The sequence below is a fragment of the Microcystis sp. M_QC_C_20170808_M3Col genome, from assembly GCF_007095505.1.
Taxonomy (GTDB): domain Bacteria; phylum Cyanobacteriota; class Cyanobacteriia; order Cyanobacteriales; family Microcystaceae; genus Microcystis.
Map to the genome: position 1 here is coordinate 1 of NZ_SFBY01000285.1, position 18310 is coordinate 18310.

18 protein-coding genes, 3 tRNA genes and 2 pseudogenes are annotated in these 18310 nt (G+C 43.5%); 10 read left to right on the forward strand and 13 right to left on the reverse strand.

The window, feature by feature from the left end:
• Window positions 1-114 precede the first annotated feature (114 nt).
• Together EWV84_RS12775 and EWV84_RS12780 are read left to right on the forward strand one after the other, a co-directional pair.
• Window positions 115-483, forward strand: a pseudogene (locus tag EWV84_RS12775) (hypothetical protein); the annotation flags it as partial.
• A 6-nt stretch (window positions 484-489) separates the two neighbouring features.
• On the forward strand, window positions 490-762 hold the full coding sequence (locus EWV84_RS12780; RefSeq protein WP_287078287.1) for a hypothetical protein: 273 nt from the start codon (window positions 490-492) through the stop codon (window positions 760-762).
• Here EWV84_RS12780 and EWV84_RS12785 read toward each other — a convergent pair.
• The gene (locus EWV84_RS12785; protein ID WP_287078299.1) at window positions 759-1682 is read right to left on the reverse strand and encodes a bifunctional riboflavin kinase/FAD synthetase; all 924 of its coding nucleotides are present in this window, start codon (window positions 1680-1682) and stop codon (window positions 759-761) included. The two genes, EWV84_RS12780 and EWV84_RS12785, sit on opposite strands and share 4 nt — an antisense overlap.
• Before the next feature lie 557 nt (window positions 1683-2239).
• On the opposite strand from EWV84_RS12785, the gene EWV84_RS12790 reads away from it, so the two are divergent.
• On the forward strand, window positions 2240-2527 hold the full coding sequence (locus tag EWV84_RS12790) for a BrnT family toxin (protein ID WP_287078288.1): 288 nt from the start codon (window positions 2240-2242) through the stop codon (window positions 2525-2527).
• Window positions 2493-2816, forward strand: coding sequence for a hypothetical protein (locus EWV84_RS12795; RefSeq protein ID WP_287078289.1), 324 nt, complete (start codon window positions 2493-2495; stop codon window positions 2814-2816). The genes EWV84_RS12790 and EWV84_RS12795 overlap by 35 nt, the downstream gene beginning before the upstream one ends.
• 72 nt (window positions 2817-2888) lie before the next feature.
• Here the strand turns inward: EWV84_RS12795 and rplA are convergent, their stop codons facing one another.
• The 7 genes from rplA to EWV84_RS12830 all read right to left on the reverse strand — a co-directional run bounded on the left by rplA (window position 2889) and on the right by EWV84_RS12830 (window position 6675).
• Window positions 2889-3602 (reverse strand): 50S ribosomal protein L1, encoded by a 714-nt coding sequence (rplA, locus tag EWV84_RS12800; RefSeq protein ID WP_193959935.1) that lies wholly within the window; start codon window positions 3600-3602, stop codon window positions 2889-2891.
• 55 nt (window positions 3603-3657) lie between these two features.
• Window positions 3658-4083: a 50S ribosomal protein L11 gene (gene rplK / locus EWV84_RS12805; RefSeq protein WP_079208987.1), complete on the reverse strand. Its 426-nt coding sequence runs from the start codon at window positions 4081-4083 to the stop codon at window positions 3658-3660.
• 3 nt (window positions 4084-4086) lie between these two features.
• On the reverse strand, window positions 4087-4704 hold the full coding sequence (gene nusG / locus EWV84_RS12810; RefSeq protein ID WP_286824937.1) for a transcription termination/antitermination protein NusG: 618 nt from the start codon (window positions 4702-4704) through the stop codon (window positions 4087-4089).
• On the reverse strand, window positions 4701-4937 hold the full coding sequence (gene secE / locus EWV84_RS12815; protein ID WP_002765998.1) for a preprotein translocase subunit SecE: 237 nt from the start codon (window positions 4935-4937) through the stop codon (window positions 4701-4703). The genes nusG and secE overlap by 4 nt, the downstream gene beginning before the upstream one ends.
• A gap of 124 nt (window positions 4938-5061) precedes the next feature.
• Window positions 5062-5134, reverse strand: a tRNA-Trp gene (locus EWV84_RS12820).
• A gap of 101 nt (window positions 5135-5235) precedes the next feature.
• Window positions 5236-5598, reverse strand: a complete 363-nt coding sequence (rplS, locus tag EWV84_RS12825) for a 50S ribosomal protein L19 (protein WP_002738040.1) — start codon at window positions 5596-5598, stop codon at window positions 5236-5238.
• A 228-nt stretch (window positions 5599-5826) separates the two neighbouring features.
• The gene (locus EWV84_RS12830; protein WP_287078290.1) at window positions 5827-6675 is read right to left on the reverse strand and encodes a carbonic anhydrase; all 849 of its coding nucleotides are present in this window, start codon (window positions 6673-6675) and stop codon (window positions 5827-5829) included.
• Between the two features lie 168 nt (window positions 6676-6843).
• Here EWV84_RS12830 and psbN point away from each other — a divergent pair, with 168 nt between their 5' ends.
• The gene (gene psbN, locus EWV84_RS12835) at window positions 6844-6975 is read left to right on the forward strand and encodes a photosystem II reaction center protein PsbN (RefSeq protein ID WP_012266479.1); all 132 of its coding nucleotides are present in this window, start codon (window positions 6844-6846) and stop codon (window positions 6973-6975) included.
• On the opposite strand, the gene EWV84_RS12840 is transcribed toward psbN, so the two are convergent.
• From EWV84_RS12840 to EWV84_RS12860, 5 genes are all read right to left on the reverse strand, one after another.
• Window positions 6972-9980 (reverse strand): alpha-mannosidase, encoded by a 3009-nt coding sequence (locus EWV84_RS12840; RefSeq protein WP_287078292.1) that lies wholly within the window; start codon window positions 9978-9980, stop codon window positions 6972-6974. The two genes, psbN and EWV84_RS12840, sit on opposite strands and share 4 nt — an antisense overlap.
• 193 nt (window positions 9981-10173) lie before the next feature.
• A tRNA-Thr gene (locus tag EWV84_RS12845) sits at window positions 10174-10245 on the reverse strand.
• Window positions 10246-10253: 8 nt separating this feature from the next.
• Window positions 10254-10338, reverse strand: a tRNA-Tyr gene (locus EWV84_RS12850).
• Window positions 10339-10477: 139 nt separating this feature from the next.
• Complete coding sequence (locus EWV84_RS12855; RefSeq protein ID WP_287078293.1) at window positions 10478-10774, reverse strand: ferredoxin; 297 nt, start codon at window positions 10772-10774, stop codon at window positions 10478-10480.
• 643 nt (window positions 10775-11417) lie between these two features.
• Window positions 11418-12053 carry a peroxiredoxin gene (locus tag EWV84_RS12860; protein WP_002796875.1) on the reverse strand — a complete coding sequence of 212 codons (636 nt, stop codon included), beginning with the start codon at window positions 12051-12053 and terminating at the stop codon, window positions 11418-11420.
• A gap of 758 nt (window positions 12054-12811) precedes the next feature.
• Here EWV84_RS12860 and psbU point away from each other — a divergent pair.
• From psbU to EWV84_RS23120, 5 genes and pseudogenes are all read left to right on the forward strand, one after another.
• Window positions 12812-13219, forward strand: a complete 408-nt coding sequence (gene psbU / locus EWV84_RS12865) for a photosystem II complex extrinsic protein PsbU (RefSeq protein ID WP_286824933.1) — start codon at window positions 12812-12814, stop codon at window positions 13217-13219.
• Between the two features lie 205 nt (window positions 13220-13424).
• Window positions 13425-15092 carry an L-aspartate oxidase gene (gene nadB / locus EWV84_RS12870; protein ID WP_287078294.1) on the forward strand — a complete coding sequence of 556 codons (1668 nt, stop codon included), beginning with the start codon at window positions 13425-13427 and terminating at the stop codon, window positions 15090-15092.
• Window positions 15093-15300: 208 nt separating this feature from the next.
• Window positions 15301-16395 (forward strand): HEAT repeat domain-containing protein, encoded by a 1095-nt coding sequence (locus EWV84_RS12875; RefSeq protein ID WP_287078295.1) that lies wholly within the window; start codon window positions 15301-15303, stop codon window positions 16393-16395.
• Window positions 16392-17465: a glycosyltransferase family 4 protein gene (locus tag EWV84_RS12880; protein WP_287078296.1), complete on the forward strand. Its 1074-nt coding sequence runs from the start codon at window positions 16392-16394 to the stop codon at window positions 17463-17465. Before EWV84_RS12875 ends, EWV84_RS12880 begins: the two co-directional genes overlap by 4 nt.
• Before the next feature lie 129 nt (window positions 17466-17594).
• Window positions 17595-18218, forward strand: a pseudogene (locus EWV84_RS23120) (type II restriction-modification system restriction endonuclease).
• The last annotated feature ends 92 nt before the right edge of the window (window positions 18219-18310 follow it).

The window sequence follows — 18310 nt, forward strand, 5'->3', positions numbered from 1 at the left end:
TGATAAGTTTTTATTATTATTTCCCCTTATTAAGTATATCTGTATTAAATAGTTCAAGGATTTTTGACCTTTTGTCATTTAGCGATCGCTATTGAATAAAAACTTTTCCATCTACTGACTTTTCGCAATAGTCAATGTCAGGCAATTACCCTAGAAAAACCCCAGACTTTTTTCCGTTATTATAGTGACGAAAATTACAAAAAAGGTCGTTTTCTGACCACGGATCAATATGCAACCAATGTGGAGGCGATCAGAAATTTAGCCCTCGATCAAAAGTGGATTCCTCCCAACCAAGCGACCAAAGTGGTATCAGTGACTTTGCCTGCGGGAACAACGGTTTATCAAGGAATTGTCGCCCCCCAGAATCCACCTTATTGTTATCACGGTGGTGGTCAGCAAACTTTTATTAAAGACTCGCGAGATGCCAATATACAATGGGGAGAGGGGCGAGCAATAACGGTTACATCTCTTTGGTGTCGCTAGAATATTATGGAAACGAACATGAGGGAATTAGTTCAATCAATTGACCAAGCTATTACCGTGGCCGAACAGATGCGGGAAACAGAAATATCGACTCGGATTGAGGGTTTAATTTCTGTGCTGAAAAGCATCAAAAATCAGGCTTTAGCTGGTCAATTACCACCGTCTCAAGGTATTGTTACTCTAGGATTAGCGCGAGAAGTAGCTGATTGGATCGATTCCCTCGATTCTCCTTTATTGAAAGCGGTGGGTAAAGTGGAAAGAGAATACCAAAAATATTAGGAGTTCTCAGTTACAGAAGTTAGAATTAACCGAGAGCGATCGCAGTCTATCTCGATCTGATTTTTTAATCGATCGAGAGAATTAAATTTCTGTTCTGGTCGCAGGAATTGCACTAAATCCATCGTTAAAATGCGATCATATACATAGCCCGACCAATCCAATAAATGGATTTCCACACTGATAGTTTTTCCCTCGATCGTGGGACGATAACCGATATTCATAACTGCCGGTAAGCGAGAACCATCAAGATGCACCCAACCGCAATAAACCCCGAATCGCGGCAATAATTTATCGGGGGGAACCTGTAGATTAGCGGTATGAAAACCTAATTGTCTGCCCAGCTGTTTCCCGACGACGACACGACCAGTTAAACTGTAGGGACGACCTAACATTTGCCCAGCTTGCTCAACGTTTCCTGCTGCCAAAGCTTGACGAATTAGGGAACTACTAATCCGACCCGACTGACAGTTTTTTAAACCAACAATCTCGACTTTAATATTAAATTGAGAGGCGATCTGTAATAAATCTTCGGCTGTACCTTGACGACGATAACCGAAGTGAAAATCTTGACCAACACTGATCGATTTAGCCTGTAATTTTTCTACTAAAATCTGTTCGACAAAAGCCAAGGGAGTCAGGGAAGCTAATTCAGCCGAAAAAGGCAGTAAAACTAATTGTTTAACGCCTAAATTCTCTAAAACCTCCACCTTTTCCCCTAGAGGAGTTAATAATTGCCATTTTTCTCCCGTAAAAAATTCACGCGGGTGGGGAGTAAAACTAACAACGGTGGGATAAGCGGGGTCATCCTGAAAAATTGGCTGTAGGACGGTTTGATGACCTAGGTGCAAACCATCAAAGTTACCAAGAGCGATCGCACTAGGGGCTAAAATACGGGTATTAGGGGAATCTACAATCCACACGCTGGCTTTAAGAACAGATACAAGAGAATAATTCAAGCGATTAATCTTGAGTGTAGCCTTTTGATTCTATATCAATCGGGCGATCAAGCCAAAAAAACGCCCCCAATTACTTGGAGGCCTTTGGAAGCTTTAGCAAATTGAACGTGAACGATCCAGGTGCGATCGGTCAGAAATTCCCAATTAATTGCACCAGAAAGATGAGGGAAACAAGCATTCATTAATTGTTCAGTTCGTTCTTCTCTTGGCTGTCTGTGGTTGTTCTTCGTGCTTTTGTGGTTTCCCAATCTGATCAAGCATAAGGTTCTTGTTTTTGTTTCTTTTGTTCTAATCTTGTTCCTAATCATAGACGATCTTCTTGAGAAAGAGCATCAATAACTTGTCAAAATGATAACAGTATCACAAATTTATTGTTTTTTTTCCAACATCTATAAACATCAAGATAGAGCGATCCCGAAAGTATCTAGCCAAAGGCGAGCGCACTTTAGTTAACTAACGGTTTACCATAGTAGGGTGGGCGATTTTTATACCACTTATTTTATTTATTGTGTATAATTAAGATGATGACGACTAATTTTGAATGGGATAAAGACAAAGCTAAGATAAATCTGAGAAAACACGATATTTCTTTTAATGAGGCTAAAACTGTCTTTGAAGATACCTATTCTTTGACTTTAGATGATCCTACTCATTCAATCTTAGAAGATCGTTTTTTGACAATTGGTTATTCTAGTCAAAACCGCTTGCTTTTAGTTGTTCATGCTGAAAGACAAGAAAACATCAGAATCATTAGTGCTAGGAGAGTAACTAAACATGAAAGAAAAATCTATGAACAAAGTAATGAATGATCCCATCAATGATGATGAAATGTTAGATGATTATTCTGAGGTTTTAACGGAGTCTCATTTAAAAAGTGCAGTCAGAGGAAAGTATGCTCGATCTTTAGCAGATAAAGATGCTTATACCGTTAAGATTATAGCAGAAAATGAAGAGAGATATGTTAACATGAAAACCATTGAGGTTGAAGCATTCGTTAACAACGAAGGTCAATTAACCGTACAAGTTCCCTCAAATTTAAAAGAAGGACAATATCATGCTGTATTGATTATAGAAGAACCCAAAAATGAAAATCAATGATCTTAGAATAGATAAAATCCCCAAAAAACACCCCCAATTACTTGGAGGCTTTTTCAGAAAAAATAACTGTCATTAACCTTCTGCTAATTTCAGATCCCGCAGGGTGCTAATATCCACTTGAATCGATGGCCCCATGGAGGAAGAAACGTAAACCGTGCGCCAGTAACGCCCCTTGGCCCCGGAAGGCCGGTTTCTGTCCACCGTTTCCTGTAAAGCTTTCAAATTGACTAACAGATCCTCGGCACTAAAAGAAGCTTTACCAAATTGAACGTGAACGATACCGGTGCGATCAGCCCGGAATTCCAATTTACCCGCTTTAAACTCAGAGATTGCCCCGGTTAAATCCGTGGTTACGGTTCCCCCTTTCGGTGAAGGCATTAAACCCCGCGGACCGAGTTGACGACCTAATTTAGCCACTTTCGGCATCATATCGGGGGTGGCGATCAAAACCTCGAAATCCATCATCCCCTTGGCGATTTCTTCGATTAATTCTTCCGAACCAACGATATCGGCCCCGGCGTTGTTCGCTTCCTGTACCTTTTCCCCGCGAGTAATGACCGCTACTCGCACCGTGCGTCCGGTTCCTTTGGGTAAACTTACCGTTGTCCGCAGTTGTTGGTCGGTATATTTAGGATCGATACCTAAACGAATATGAGCTTCGGCGGTTTCGTCGAATTTCGCCGTCGCTAATTCCTTTAATAATGTCAGTGCCTCTAATGGCTCGTAGGCTTTATTTTCTACCTTAGCCTGGGCATCTCGCAAACGTCGTGAAACTTTTCTTACCATCTGATTTGTTGCTCCTTGGGTAATAACGAAGCTTAACTTCTCCCCGAAATAAGATTTAGTCTGAGATCTTGACACCCATATTTCTGGCCGTTCCCGCCACAATATTCATGGCCGCTTCGATGTCGTTAGCGTTAAGATCGGGCATTTTAGTCCGGGCGATTTCCCGTAATTGGTCGCGGGTAATGGTGGCGACAAATTTCTTGTTGGGTTCGTTGGAACCTCTTTCCACACCGGCCGCTTTGCGGATGAGAACGGAAGCGGGGGGAGTTTTGAGGACAAAGGTAAAACTACGATCCTCAAAAACGGAGATTTCCACAGGGATGATCATCCCAGCCTGATCGGCGGTTTTAGCGTTGTAATCTTTACAAAACGCCATAATATTCACCCCGTGTTGACCTAAAGCAGGACCCACGGGAGGAGCAGGGTTAGCCTTACCAGCAGGTAAAGCTAGTTTAATAATTGCGACGACTTTTTTAGCCATGATTTAGTTTTGTTTTTCGACTTGATTAAATTCCAATTCGACCGGGGTATCCCGACCAAAAATGGAGAGCAAGGCCTTGAGTTTGCCGCGCTCGGGACTAACTTCGATCACTTCCCCTTCAAAGTCCTTAAATGGACCGGATAGAACCAAGATTTGATCGCCAACTTCCATATTGATTTTGACGACGGGTTCTTGAATCTGAGCTTGTTTGAAGATGCGATCGACTTCTGACAGGCTCAAGGGTAGCGGGGTGACGTGACCGCGGCCGCGTCCGTAGTGGCGCTTTTGTTCGGCCCCGACAAAGTTGATCACGTGGGGGGTGTTTTTTACCACCTGCCAAGCGTCATCATCCATGATCATTTTGATCAGGACATAACCGGGGAAGACTTTTTCCTCACCGTGTTGCCGTGAACCATCCTTGCGGACTTTGACGGTGGCCGCTTGGGGAATCTGGACTTGTAGAATGCGATCGGCCACATCGAGGGTGTGGATGCGCTGTTCCAAATTAGCTTTGACGCGTTTCTCACAACCAGAAGCCACCTGCACGGCATACCAACGGGGTTTTTTCGGTAGGCCGCTAAGATTGACTTCTTCGGGAAACTGTTCTTCTTCTAGACTCATGGGAACACCTTCCCCGCACCCCAGGCAAAGAATTTATCAATCAGATAGATGAGAGTGGCTACCAAAGTCACCATTAACATCACGGCCGCTGATTCACTCAAAAGTTGCTGACGGGAAGGCCAGACGACTTTGGCGAGTTCTTCTTTGGTTTCATTGACGAATTCCTTGACCTGAAAGGAGCTTCCCTCTTTCTTGTCGCTCGTGTCTTTTTCTAGGGTTTCTTTTTTGGCCACGATCGCTACTCCTTAAAATGATACTCAAGCTATCCTTAACTTATCATTTTCACCGGACAACCCACACTAACCCCCAGACATTTAGATCATGTCCTTTGCAGTTATCGGCTTGGTGATTACCAAACGCGCCCTGGAGGACTTGAACCCCCGACATCAGGTTTTGGAGACCTGCGTTCTACCAACTGAACTAAGAGCGCCCATTCGCTAAACTATTTGGCTTTTTTAAGGCCTTTATTTATTATAGCGTAGTTGTTGGCGATTAAGCAACTTTCTTGGTTAGGCTGTCGCCGGAAAATTTTTAGAGAGGGCGATCGAAACGTTCTTGTACCCTGGTGGCTTTGCCAACCCGATCGCGCAGATAGTAAAGTTTCGCCCGACGTACTTTACCACGACGGATGATCTTGATACTGGCAACCCGCGGCGAGTGGAGCAGGAAGACTCTTTCTACTCCCACACCCTGGAAGACTTTGCGTACTGTAATCGTTTCGTTGATACCGCCATGGCGTTTGGCGATGACAATGCCCTCGTAGGGCTGAATCCGCTCTTTATCTCCTTCCACGATTCGCACCCCTACCCGGATCGTGTCACCGACATGGATAATGGGCAGATCGCTCTTGAGATACTCGGCTTCGATTGATTTGATAATCTCTTCCGTTTTCATCGGCTTTCGTAAAACTGACAGTTTTCTATCATACCATATTTTTTGAGTAAAAAGCAATAGCTATCAGCTTTCCTAACACTGAGCGTTGCTGACTTGCCGATGCTGTCACCAGATGTTAGGCTGATTGTCCCGGATTACGGTCATTATCAACTGGGAAGGCTCTTGCCATTAACTGCCACTCTAGAGACGGTAATAAGCACATCTCTAGAGAATTTCTCTAATCCCTAATTAACTTCTCGAACCGCGATAAATGCGATCAGCTTGGGAGGGTTCTAAATAATTATAGCCCGGTTTTTGGGTTGAGGAGCCATTCTTTTTCGCCACAGTATTAACCGCAGGAGTCGCTTTTTTTACCTCCGCATTAGTCCTGATATAATCCTCAGAAATCTTGAAGGGATGACTATTGGGAAGGTGACGACTAGGGGGTAAATTGTCTTCTGGTTCGGGATGGGTAATTTTACTATGGGGAGCGACAAAATCGTGTAGGATGGGATCGTAGGCTAGAATTTCGCCGGTTTCAATCCGAAAAATCCAACCGTGTAGGGATAATTTACCCTGATGTAATCGGGAACGAATAATTGGATAGCTTTGCAAATTACTTAACTGATTGAGAACATTTTCTGCTACTGTCACCTCGATCAGTTCTTCTCCTTCTAGTTCTTTGTAATTATCCTTAACTAAACGTCGAGTAGCTTCTGCTTGCTTTAACCAATTGTAAACTAAAGGCATTTCATCGGCCAGACTTTGCAATTTTAACAAACCTTTCATCGCTCCACAATGGGAGTGACCGCAGATAATCACTTGCTCGATGCTGAGAGCGTTGATAGCATATTCTATAGATGCACCCTCACCACCATTGGTTGCTCCGTAGGGAGGAATTATATTTCCCGCATTACGAATTACGAATAATTCCCCCACCTCCGCTTGGGTAATTAGGTTAGGATCGATACGGGAATCGGAACAGGTGATAAACAGGATTCTCGGTTTTTGTCCGTGGGAGAGTTGCTCAAATAATTGCCGATGTTCATCAAAATAACCACTCTGGAACTTTTCTAGTCCCTGTAGGAGTTTCTTCATAATAATTCTTCTAGTTTAGTTTGATCGCTATTTAGTCGATCCTTTCACCATTATCGGGCATGAGATAACAGCAATGCAACCGGCCAGATTAGCGATCGCTGTCGGCTGCGAGATCGGTTATATCTTGTTAAGATAGGATACGGACTGTATCTAAGCAAATTTTATTTTATGGAAACTGCAACAATTTTGGGTATTTCGATCGCTGCCGCTTTGGTGGGGATTACCGTTTTAGCTCTTTATACCGCTTTTGGACCGCCAGCAGCAGAATTAAGCGATCCTTTTGAAGATCACGAAGATTAATTCTTTAATAACCATGTGGCTATCTGCCAAGGAGAAATTTGCTCAATAGGATCGATCGCTCTTTCTAAACCGTCGATCGATTCTTTTATTGTTAATTGTAATTGATTTTGCCAATCAATAACAGCGTTTTCTCCCTGACATTCATAAACGCGCATTACCCAACTCTGAGCGGATGTTTCACTTTGTTTGAAACTCATTAAAATTAAGTTATCAACCGAGAATTTTAACCATTGTGCCACGGGTGGCAACTGGGTTGATCGATAAGAATTAGTAATAAAAATAATGTTGACAGGTGAGTTTAACTGCCAAGCATAATGGACAGTTTTCGCCGTTTTCCAGTTACCTTGATGGGGATATATTGCATAGGTAAATTCTTGTTTCTCCAGATCCGCCTCGGGATCGGGCCATCGGGGACTTCTCAACAGAGTTAATCGCAGTTGCTGGTTAGTAGCATCATAGCCATATTTATTATTATTTAAAAGACTCACCCCGTATTGTGCCTCTTTATCGGTTAAATCCGCCCATTTATGACCGTAAACTTCCCATTTTGGTGATTCTGTTGGGTGGTCACGCTCGATCGCACCACAGGCAATTTCATAGGTGGTAAAATTGCTGTTTAGGGTGAGAGGAAAAGCGGTTTTTACTAAAGTATGTTCCTGCTGCCAATTAACAATAGTTTTAATCTGGAGAATAGGAGAATCTTTTTCTAAGATATAATCTTGACAAAATTCCGAATCAGCTAAACTTCTGATGATGCGAATCTGCCAGCGCAAGGGACCACATTCTAAGCATTCGATCGATTTTAATACTGTTTTTGGTAAGGGATATTGTTGATAATTCGGATCGATATTCCAAGCGTCCCAATATTGTCCTTGATCTTTAAATGCCTGTAATTGATTACCAGCAGCTTGCAGGATTTCTCTTTGATTAATTATATCAAATATACTATCTATATCCCCCGTTTCCGAGTTAATAGTAACTTTAAGTAAGCCATTATCTAAAATAAATTGGCAGTTAGTTAAATTTTTCTCCGTTGCTTGCTGATTGGGAACTAACCAAAATAACTTATAACCCACAGAAGGAATATTTTCAGCGAGAAATAATAGCTGATTGTCGTGGGATAATTGCGAGGGACAGAGACAATTATTTAAGTCATAAACCGAGCAATTGACAGATTCTATCGCTAAAGAGATAACCTCGGTTCTTTCCCAGTTAAGAGAATTAAAAATTAGAAAAGGTTTTGCTTGAGGATGGGGGGGATTAGGTAAATTAATTTGAGTGGCAATTGCCTGTAAAGCTTGCTCTAAAATTGCTTCACCTGTGCTGATAACTTGCTGCCATAACTGATTAGCATCCCTAAACACTTCGGGTATAGAAGTACCAGGAAGTATATCATGAAACTGATTTAATAAAACCTTTTTCCATGCGGATTCTATCTCGACTTTCGGATAGGGAATATCTAGTAAAATATTAGCCAAAGAAGACCATAATTCCCCTTGATACAAGAGGATTTCACAGTAACGATTATAGGCTTTTTGGTCAGCGTGGGTAGTATAACAACCGCGATGGAATTCTAGATATAATTCATCATCCCAGATAGGAAGATTATTTGTCTCCAGACTGTCCAGATAAGTTGTTGCTTGGCTAAATTTTAGCTGGGGGAAAAAAGGAGATTTTTGCCAACGTTGGGCCACTGCTAACATATCACGAGTCGGTCCGCCGCCATGGTCACCAACTCCGGGCAGCCAAAAAATATCTTTTAATCCGGTTTGCCCTTCCCAATTGAGAGCATGATCGGTCATAATAATTGGATTAGTATCCATAACTCCAGCAACATTGGGAGGAGACATTAGGGAAAGAATTTTACTGCCATCGGGAGATTGCCACCAGAAAAAACCGTGGGGAAATTTAGTCGTATCATTCCAATGTAGTTTCCCGGTTACAAAATATTTTATGCCAAAGGATTTAAGAATTTGTGGCAATTGGTAGGGAAACCCAAAGGTATCCGGCAGCCAAGCAGTTTCAGTGATTTGTCCAAATTTTTCTTGAAAATATTGTTGTCCATAAAGTAGTTGTCGAAATAGGGATTCCCCGGAGATCAAATTGACTTCTGGTTCTACCCACATCCCGCCCAAAAGTTCCCAAGATTGCCCTTTATATGCCTCTAGAATTGCTTGAAACAGGTCAGGATGATGTTTTTCTATCCATTCGTAAATTAGGGGGCTAGAATGACCAAATATGAGGGCAGGAAAATCTTTTTGGAGGTTTAAAACCGAGATAAAAGTGTTTTTTGCCACTTGCCAAGTTTCTGCCAACGGCCACAACCAAGCCAGATCCAAATGTGCGTGGCCGAGAAGATGAAAACTGCGTTCTTTGAGTGGTTGAGCCAGGGTTTGCAGGGATTGACGAATTGATTCTAGGGATTGATTAAATTTATCTTTGTTGGTGACATTATCCCAGTCAATATTATCGAGAGTAGCGGTAAAAGCCGCTAAGTTTTCAGGATAAAAAGTTTGTAGATAATTATGGAGAATGGTTAATTCATCAGCAACAAAACTAGGATCGATAGCTTGGCTATATTCATAGATTAACTGCGATTTCATCAAACCACCAATATCATGATTGGGACTGACTAAACGGAGAGTAACAAGAATTTCTTGACCAGTAGAGACAGAGTTAGAAAGTAAAATGCGCGTGGAAGAATCAAAGAGGTCTCCTGCTTGGATAAATTGATTATTAACATAAATTTTGACATCTTCCGCCCACCAAGTTAAGATTAATCTCAGTTCCATTCCCTCTAAAGGATAACCGGCTAAATGTTCGGGGACAATAATTTTTTGAGTTAGATATTGGATTTGTCTGCCGGCCGGCCAAATAATGTATTGTTTTTCATTGAGGGTGACGGGTTGAATTGGTTTTCCCGCTGCTGTAGCGATCAACCAATTTTTCTGAACATCTTTGCGGGTGAGGTGAGATAGTTTAGCGATGTTGTCGAGGGGAGACATGAGCCAACAAATAAGTTAATTTTGACCATTTTAGGCGATCGATGTCTAATTGGGCTAGGGGAGAACTTTTGTTAACGCAATACTGCTCAAGACTTACTCAATCTCATCCTTCAAAGGTTTATTGAGAATGAGCAGGGAAAATAAAAGCCTAGTATTAGGCAGAAAACCGGTTTGGGGACAGGGTTTTAGAGAAAGCCCGTGATGAGGATTGAACTCATGACCTCACCCTTACCAAGGGTGTGCTCTACCACTGAGCTACACGGGCATTGATCGTGGTGGGCCGGGCCGGATTTGAACCAGCGTAGGCGTAGCCAACGGATTTACAGTCCGCCCCCATTAACCACTCGGGCACCGACCCATTAATTCCACGATTAACAATCATAGCACCCTTAGCTAAAACACACAAGTGTTTAGGGAAAAAATTTTTGAGCCATAAAATAACTCCCGTTAAGCACCATAGATAGCACTTAACGGGGGTTTTCTGACAATCTTGAAGATTACTGCAAAGCTTCTTCTTCTTGGTGGGTGATGATCACACAGTCAGAGGTAGGATAGGCGACGCAGGTGAGGACATAACCCGCTTCAATTTGATCGTCATCTAAGAAGGATTGATCGGATTGATCGACACTACCAGATTCAAGTTTACCTGCACAGGTGGAGCAAGCTCCCGCACGGCAGGAATAAGGTAAGTCCAGTCCTTCTTCTTCAGCTATATCGAGAATGTACTCATCATCGGGAACATCAATTGTATGCTGGTCTTTGGGTGTTTTCAGGGTGACTTTATAAGTTGCCATCGGTTGTTCCTCTTAGTTAAATGCTAGTGAAAGCGGCAGTTTCTACAATTGCCTCTCGCTTGTCGTCAGATTGAACGATGCGAGCGAGTTTCATTTTTGATACTACGGGAAAATCTCCCTGACTCAGCCTTGCATTAGTAATGACAGTCTTAAATAAACTTAAAATAAAATTTACTTATAGATATAACCCAGAATTCTTGACGATCCTTGCTCGATCTCTAGATAATTTCATCGATCTACAATCTAGCTAAACTAACCACTACTAAGCATTTGGAGCCATAATGTTCATTGTTCTTTTAGTCTTAAGCCGATTTTTGTTAAATATTAATTTAACTTATAGTTAAGATAGATGTCGATGAATTGTCTTTAACCCAGCCAAGAAATTGCTTTTAAGAAAAAAATCCCCTGAGTTGTGAAAGTGGCGCGTTCTGGACTCCCAGTTATTTCTGCGCTGCCGCTAACACATCTAGGGAAACTATGAAAAAATATATTGACAATTAAACTGATAAATGATAGAGGGAGATAAATCCCCTGTTGCCAGGCCTACCACCCGTTGTAACGGATGGCTAACCCTCGCTCAAGATTTTATGGTTTTTGGATTGTCAGTTTTCAAGGATATGGTTCACTGATTAGGAATCAGTAATTACTTATTAGGTTGGGGAGTCATGCGTAGATAGGGTTTAATTTCTTCAACTCCTTTGGGGAATTTGCTACGAGCTTCTTCAGTGGGAATAGAGGGAACCACCACACAATCGCCGCCGTCGGTCCAGTTAGCGGGGGTAGCCACTTGATAGTTATCGGTGAGCTGCAGGGAGTCAATCACCCGCAGGATCTCGTTAAAATTGCGTCCCGTGCTGGCAGGATAGGTAATGGTTAAACGTAATTTTTTGTTGGGATCGATGATAAACACCGAACGTACCGTCAGATTATTGAGGGAATTGGGGTGAATCATGCCGTAGAGATCGGACACTTTGCGATCGCCATCGGCGATAATCGGATAGTTAACGGTAGTGTTTTGAGTTTCGTTGATGTCATTAATCCAACCCCGATGGGATTCGGCACTATCCACACTCAAAGCGATCACTTTAACATTACGTCGCTCAAATTCTGACTTAAGACTAGCCACCGTACCTAATTCCGTGGTACAAACGGGGGTGTAATCAGCCGGGTGCGAGAACAGCACTACCCAGCTATCTCCTACCCACTGATGAAAAGAAATCAGACCTTCACTAGAATCTTGTGTAAAATCTGGAACGATATCACCCAATTGGAGAGCCATAATTGTGTCTTCCTTATAGATATTTCAAGACAAGCAACAGTTTATGATGCCATAGGAGTGCTGTTCTTCATTGATAATTTTAGAGATTTGTAATAATTCCATTAGCCATCAGCCTTTTCAGTGATCAGTGATCAGTGATCAGATTTGAGTTATCAGTTCACTGATCTCCCCACTTCCCCTATCCCACTTCCCCATCACCCAACCCCCAAAACCCTTCCCCTAGTACGGCAAACTGGGTTATCGGAAATTTGGGTTGAAAACCCCGTCCTTTTAGGGCGACTTTGTGCTAGAATGTTCCCAGGTTGCTGACCGTGAGAACGTGAGGAAACAGGTTAAACGTCCTACTCCGTCATCTCAAAATTTCTAACAGTCAATGGTGTTTAATTAAGTCCAAACTGTCAGAACGCAAAACAATTAAATACTGTGGGACACACAGAAATTTACGCTTGGGGAGTAGTCTTTGAGAGTGCTTGCCTTATAGGTGTAGTCGGACTAGACATGAAACTGTAAGACCAAAATTAGCTTTGCTAGTAGAGGCAAGATTCAGCCCAAGAATCTCCGCCCTAAAAGTGCGGAGAGTGTCAAGATCTGGTCTAATGGCATGATATAACTTTTTTAACTAGCTATCAGCGTTCAGCTAATAGCTAGGCTGCGGTGGCAAATCCCAATTCCCCACCCTATGCCTAGTCGGAAAGCTGACGGCTTAACTTCTTGTCCTGAGTGTTAATTTGCCTTGGTTTTAGGAGACCACAACTGCAATGAAGAATCTTGTTCGTCTGCTGGCGGTAATTGCCTTGATTATCGGGAGTTTTTGGGGCAAAGTTCCCGCTCAAGCTCTCAATCTCACCTCGATCGCCTTTCCCTCTCTTCCTGTGGCGGTCTTAAATGCGGCTGATGCCAAACTAACTACAGAATTTGGGGCGAAAATCGACCTCAATAACAGTGATATTCGCGATTTCCGGGACTTGAGAGGGTTCTATCCCAATTTAGCTGGTAAAATCATCAAAAACGCCCCCTACCAAGAAGTGGAAGATGTCCTCAATATCCCCGGACTCTCGGCCACTCAAAAAGAGCGTTTACAGGCTAATCTGGAGAAATTTACTGTTACTGAGCCTTCTAAAGAATTTATCGAGGGTGATGACCGTTTTAACCCCGGAGTTTACTAAATCCAGTTAATTACGGTTTTAAAAAAATTACAAGGTGAGCGATCGCTCACCTTTTTCAGTGGTCAGTTTCTGAAGGCAAGGGGCAACAGGCAAGAGGCAAAAGAAAGAATCTGCCATGCTGATCTAAGGAAAGACTAGCGATTTTTGCCAGAGCTATAGAGAAATGAAATGCTAGAATAAATAGAATTTATCAATTAACCCCTCAATGGTCGTTTCCTCGCAACTGCCGAGTTATCAAGATGTTTTAGTGGTGGGATCGGGAGCGGCGGGATTGTATGCCGCGCTGTGTTTACCCCCTAACTTAAAGGTGGGTTTAATTACCAAAGAAGATTTAAAAACTGGGGCTAGTGATTGGGCGCAGGGAGGAATTGCGGCGGCCACGTCCCCGCAGGATTCCCCCGTTTTCCATTTAGAAGATACCCTGAAAGCTGGAGCGGGCTTATGCGATCGCAATGCCGTGCAGTTTTTAGTCGAGAAAGCCCCCCAAGCGATCGCTGATTTGCTGCGGTTGGGGGTTAGTTTTGATCGCTCTGGAGACGACTTAGCCCGCACTCTTGAGGCTGCCCACTCCCAGGCCAGGGTGCTGCACGCAGCCGATCGCACGGGGAGAGCGATCGTCAGTACCCTGATGGAAAAAGTGACCGAGCGCCCCAATATTACCATTATTCCCCAAGCGATCGCGCTGAAACTCTGGCTTGACCCGGAAGGGCAACGCTGTCAAGGTATTTGTTTACTCCATCAAGATCATCTCTGTTGGCTGCGAGCGCAAGCAGTCATTCTGGCTACGGGAGGCGGCGGTCAAGTCTATGCCCAAACCACTAATCCCGCCGTTAGCACGGGGGATGGAGTCGCCCTGGCTTGGCGTGCGGGGGCAGTGATTCGCGACCCGGAATTTTTTCAGTTTCACCCCACCGCTTTGACTGTGCCGGGGGCACCGCGGTTTTTAATTAGTGAAGCGGTGCGCGGGGAAGGAGCGCATTTAATTGATGCCCGGGGGCGGCGTTTTGCCTTCGATTACCATCCGGCCGGAGAATTGGCCCCCCGGGATGTGGTGAGTCGGGCGATTTTTAGCCATTTGCAGAAAACCTCCGACGATCCCGCCCATGCCAAAGTATATCTAGATTTAAGACCAATCGAACCGGAGCGTCTGCGTTATCGTTTCCCCAATATTATCCGCATCTGTCAAAAATGGGGCATTAATGTGCTTGAGGATGTGATTCCGGTCGCCCCCGCCGCTCACTATTGGATGGGAGGAGTGGCCACAGATTTAAACGCCCGCACTTCTCTATCCGGTTTGTATGCGATCGGCGAAGCGGCTAGTACAGGTGTTCATGGAGCCAATCGTTTAGCCAGTAATTCTCTCTTGGAATGTATTGTCTTTGCGGCAAATTTAGTTGCAATAGGTCTAGAGCCAGAAAACTTTCCTGGGGAAAGACCAGAAAAACCCTTAGAAATTGCGGAAAACTGGCAGCAAGAACAGGAAGACTGGCAAAAAGTACGGAGAGAATTACCGATTTTAATGTGGGAAAATGCGGGAATTTGCCGATTTCAAAATGAGTTAGAAATTGCTATCCTACGGGTGCAGCAGTGGAAACAACAGTTAGAATCCTTAAAGATGGGCCAATTTCTCCAGAATCTTCTCCCCGACAAAGAACAATTATTTTTGTGTCCCTCGGTGCAGTTAGAAATAAGAATAGCGATCGAGACGTTAAATCTTCTAGACATCGCCTACTTAATTCTGGAAAGTGCCTTATTACGAGCAGAAAGCCGAGGCGGTCACTATCGGGGCGATTATCCAGAAACCGTAGCTAATTGGCAATTCCACACGACTATTCAAGGTCGAACATGGCGCAAAACGCCTGTGCAAGCTTAATTAAGCCAGTTTTTCACAGATAATCCCTAAGCTCTAAACAGTGGACTCTATCCTCGCTCCTAGGAGCCGTACTATTCGCCCCACGCTCACCGAGGGCTTTTCCCAATCATCGCAGTCTATGACCCATCTCTGGAGTTCAGTGCTTTTCATTTATGGCTTTTAGGCTATTATAACTTTTACCCCCCCCCTAAACAGTTACATTAATTCTATGATCAAACCCAATTTCCTATTTTTGTTAGCTATCGGTGTGAGCAGTTGGGGTCATAATTTCCAGACTTTACCCACGGCTAACGCTCAAACTCCCCCTAGGTTAGAGCAACCCCAGACTGTGGCCACTTACGATCAGTTGATGAAAGCTGGTTACGAAGCCACAGCCCAAAAAAATTACCAACTCGCCCTGGAAAAATTTCAACAAGCTCTGGCACAACGTCCGAACGATACATCTGCTCAAAATGCGATCGCTAATATGCAGAAGTATCTAGGTCAAAACGCCACGGCCGCCAACGCAGCCGCCGGAAATGAGACTTCACCAATACCGTTAATTGCTGGCTCGGCTCTGTTATCGATCGCTTTATTGGCAGCTTTACTATCGCTTTTCTTTCAATATCGTCCCAAGGGCAAAGCCTCAAAACGCCGCAAAAAGACAACTTACGTCACTCCTAAAAACCCACTCGACAACTTTTCTAGGGGCAATGGCAATTCCTTCGATACGGACAGCAACACCGGCAGTGACATTAATGGCAGTGGTGAAGAGGATTTCGAGCCTTCTTTGCCCGTACAAGCTACCTCCCGTATCCCGAACGTAGACTTAATCCTGCGTTTAATTGAAAGTCTTCGCGATGACGATCCCCGCACCCGGAGACGGGCGGTTTGGAAACTGGCACAAATGTCCGATTCTAGGGCAATGCAGCCTTTAGTCGATAGTATGGTGGATGGGGATTCCTACGAACGCAGTTTAACCCTAGAAGCCCTCGCTCAAATCTGTACCCGCTCCCTGCGACCGATGAACCAAGCTTTGGCTATCTCTCTCCAGGATAAAAATCCCCAAGTGCGGAAAAATGCTATCCGGGATTTAACCAGACTCTACGATATCATGTCTCAGATCAGTCAATTAATTTGTCATGCCCTCGATGATTCCGATGAAGAAGTGCAAGAAACAGCACGCTGGGCAATCAGACAGTTAAATCTGCAATTACCGCCCCGTTTAGATATTGCTCCCCTAGAAACCACTGGTGAACCGGAAGATGATGACGTACAGGATACTTCCTTCACTGAAACCACACCCACAGAGGTGCAAAATTGAGTCGAAAACTGTTATTTATCTCCACCCCCGTGGGATTTTTGGGTTCGGGGGGCGGCGGTGGCGTAGAATTAACTCTTTATAATCTCGCTCGCACTCTGACTAAGCAAGGCTATCCGGTGCGGGTAGTGGCTCCAGAAGCCTCGCATTTGCAGGATATTCCCTTAATCACTATAGCAGGAAATGCCCAGATTTCCGCCCAAAGTCAGGGCCGGCAAGCCCCGATTTTAATGCCCGAAAATGCCGTTTTGGCCAATATGTGGCACTACGCCCAACAGGTACAAAATCAGTACGATTTAATTATTAATTTTGCCTACGATTGGCTCCCTTTTTATCTCACTCCTTTTTTTGCCACTCCCGTCGCCCATTTAGTCAGCATGGCTTCCGTTTCTTTGGCGATGGATCATATTATTCAAAAAACCGACAGCAATTTTCCCCATTTACTCGCTTTTCACACCCTCGCCCAAGCAGAAACTTTCTCCCTCTCTCCCCCCTATCGCTGTTTGGCTAATGGTTTAGACGTATCTTTGTATCAGTTTCGGACCGATTCCTCCCCCTGTCTAGCCTGGGTGGGACGGATTGCCCCGGAAAAAGCTTTAGAGGATGCGATCGCCGCTTGTCAACGGTTAGGTGTACCTTTACGGGTTTTCGGTCATATTTCCGATCCTCTCTACTGGCAAAATTTACAGGATACCTATAGTTTCGATTTAGTGGATTATCGCGGGTTTTTGCCCACCGAGAGCCTACAAAAAGAGCTAGGCGACTGTTTTGGCCTGTTGATGACCCCGCGCTGGGTTGAGGCTTTTGGTAACGTGGCTATTGAAGCTTTAGCCTGTGGTGTTCCCGTAGTTGCCTATCGTCGTGGTGGTCCAGTAGAAATTATTGAAGATGGAAAAACTGGTTTTTTAGTTGAACCCGATAGTATCGAGGGATTAGTTACAGGCATTAAAAATTTAGACCGGATCGATCGATCTTTTTGTCGTGCAGTAGTCGAGCAAAAATATTCCCTGGAAGCTTTAGCAAATCGGGCTATTAATTGGTTTGAAGAAATTTTTGCTTGCAGTCAAAAATAAATAGGCTCTCTTGGTTTAGTCTGGTTAAATCTAGCCTAGCATAAACTTTTCTATCGGGTTATCCCAAAAGGGTTCGGGATCAACTACGGAAATTTTTCTGCTAGAGTTGATTTAAACCCTGCATTATCTATGGCAAGATTGAACCAAGAATTGTTATGTGAGGAGGCAGCTGTCTTCTCAGCTTTGGAATCTCAACATCAAGAATCTTCACTCTACGGTGTTACAGATGGTAAAGCGATCGGAACTTACTTAGAACAAAAGTTTAAACTATATCTCAAAGAAAAATATAATTTTCTTGACGGTAATTCAGCCAGTGGGATTGATTTTCCTGATTTGTTAGTAGATATCAAAGTAACAAGCATCAAACAACCTCAATCATCTTGTCCTTTTAAATCCGCAAGACAAAAAATTTTTGGCTTGGGATATTCCTTAATTATTTTTGTTTATCAAAAGTTAGATGATACCCTAAATCGTACTGCCAGTTTAAAAATTATCAGGACAATTTTTGTCAGTGCCGAAAGAACAGCCGATTGACCGATGACTCGTGGTATCCGCAATATCTTAAACAATCAGGGAAACAAAGATGATTTAATCGCTTTTATATTAGATAAAAACTTACCTGTTGATGAAATGGAAGCAGCCAATATAGCTGATGAAATTCTTGTTCATTCCCCAGGGCAAGGTTTTTTAACTATTTCTAATGCCTTACAATGGAGATTACAATATACTAGTGGACTGTTTCAGCTAAAATAGGGCAATAGCTCGAACAAGCAGAGGACATTTTAATGGGAAGAGGTCGGCGAGATAAAGTCAATCTAACAGGGGAACAAAGAGAAAACCTCGAA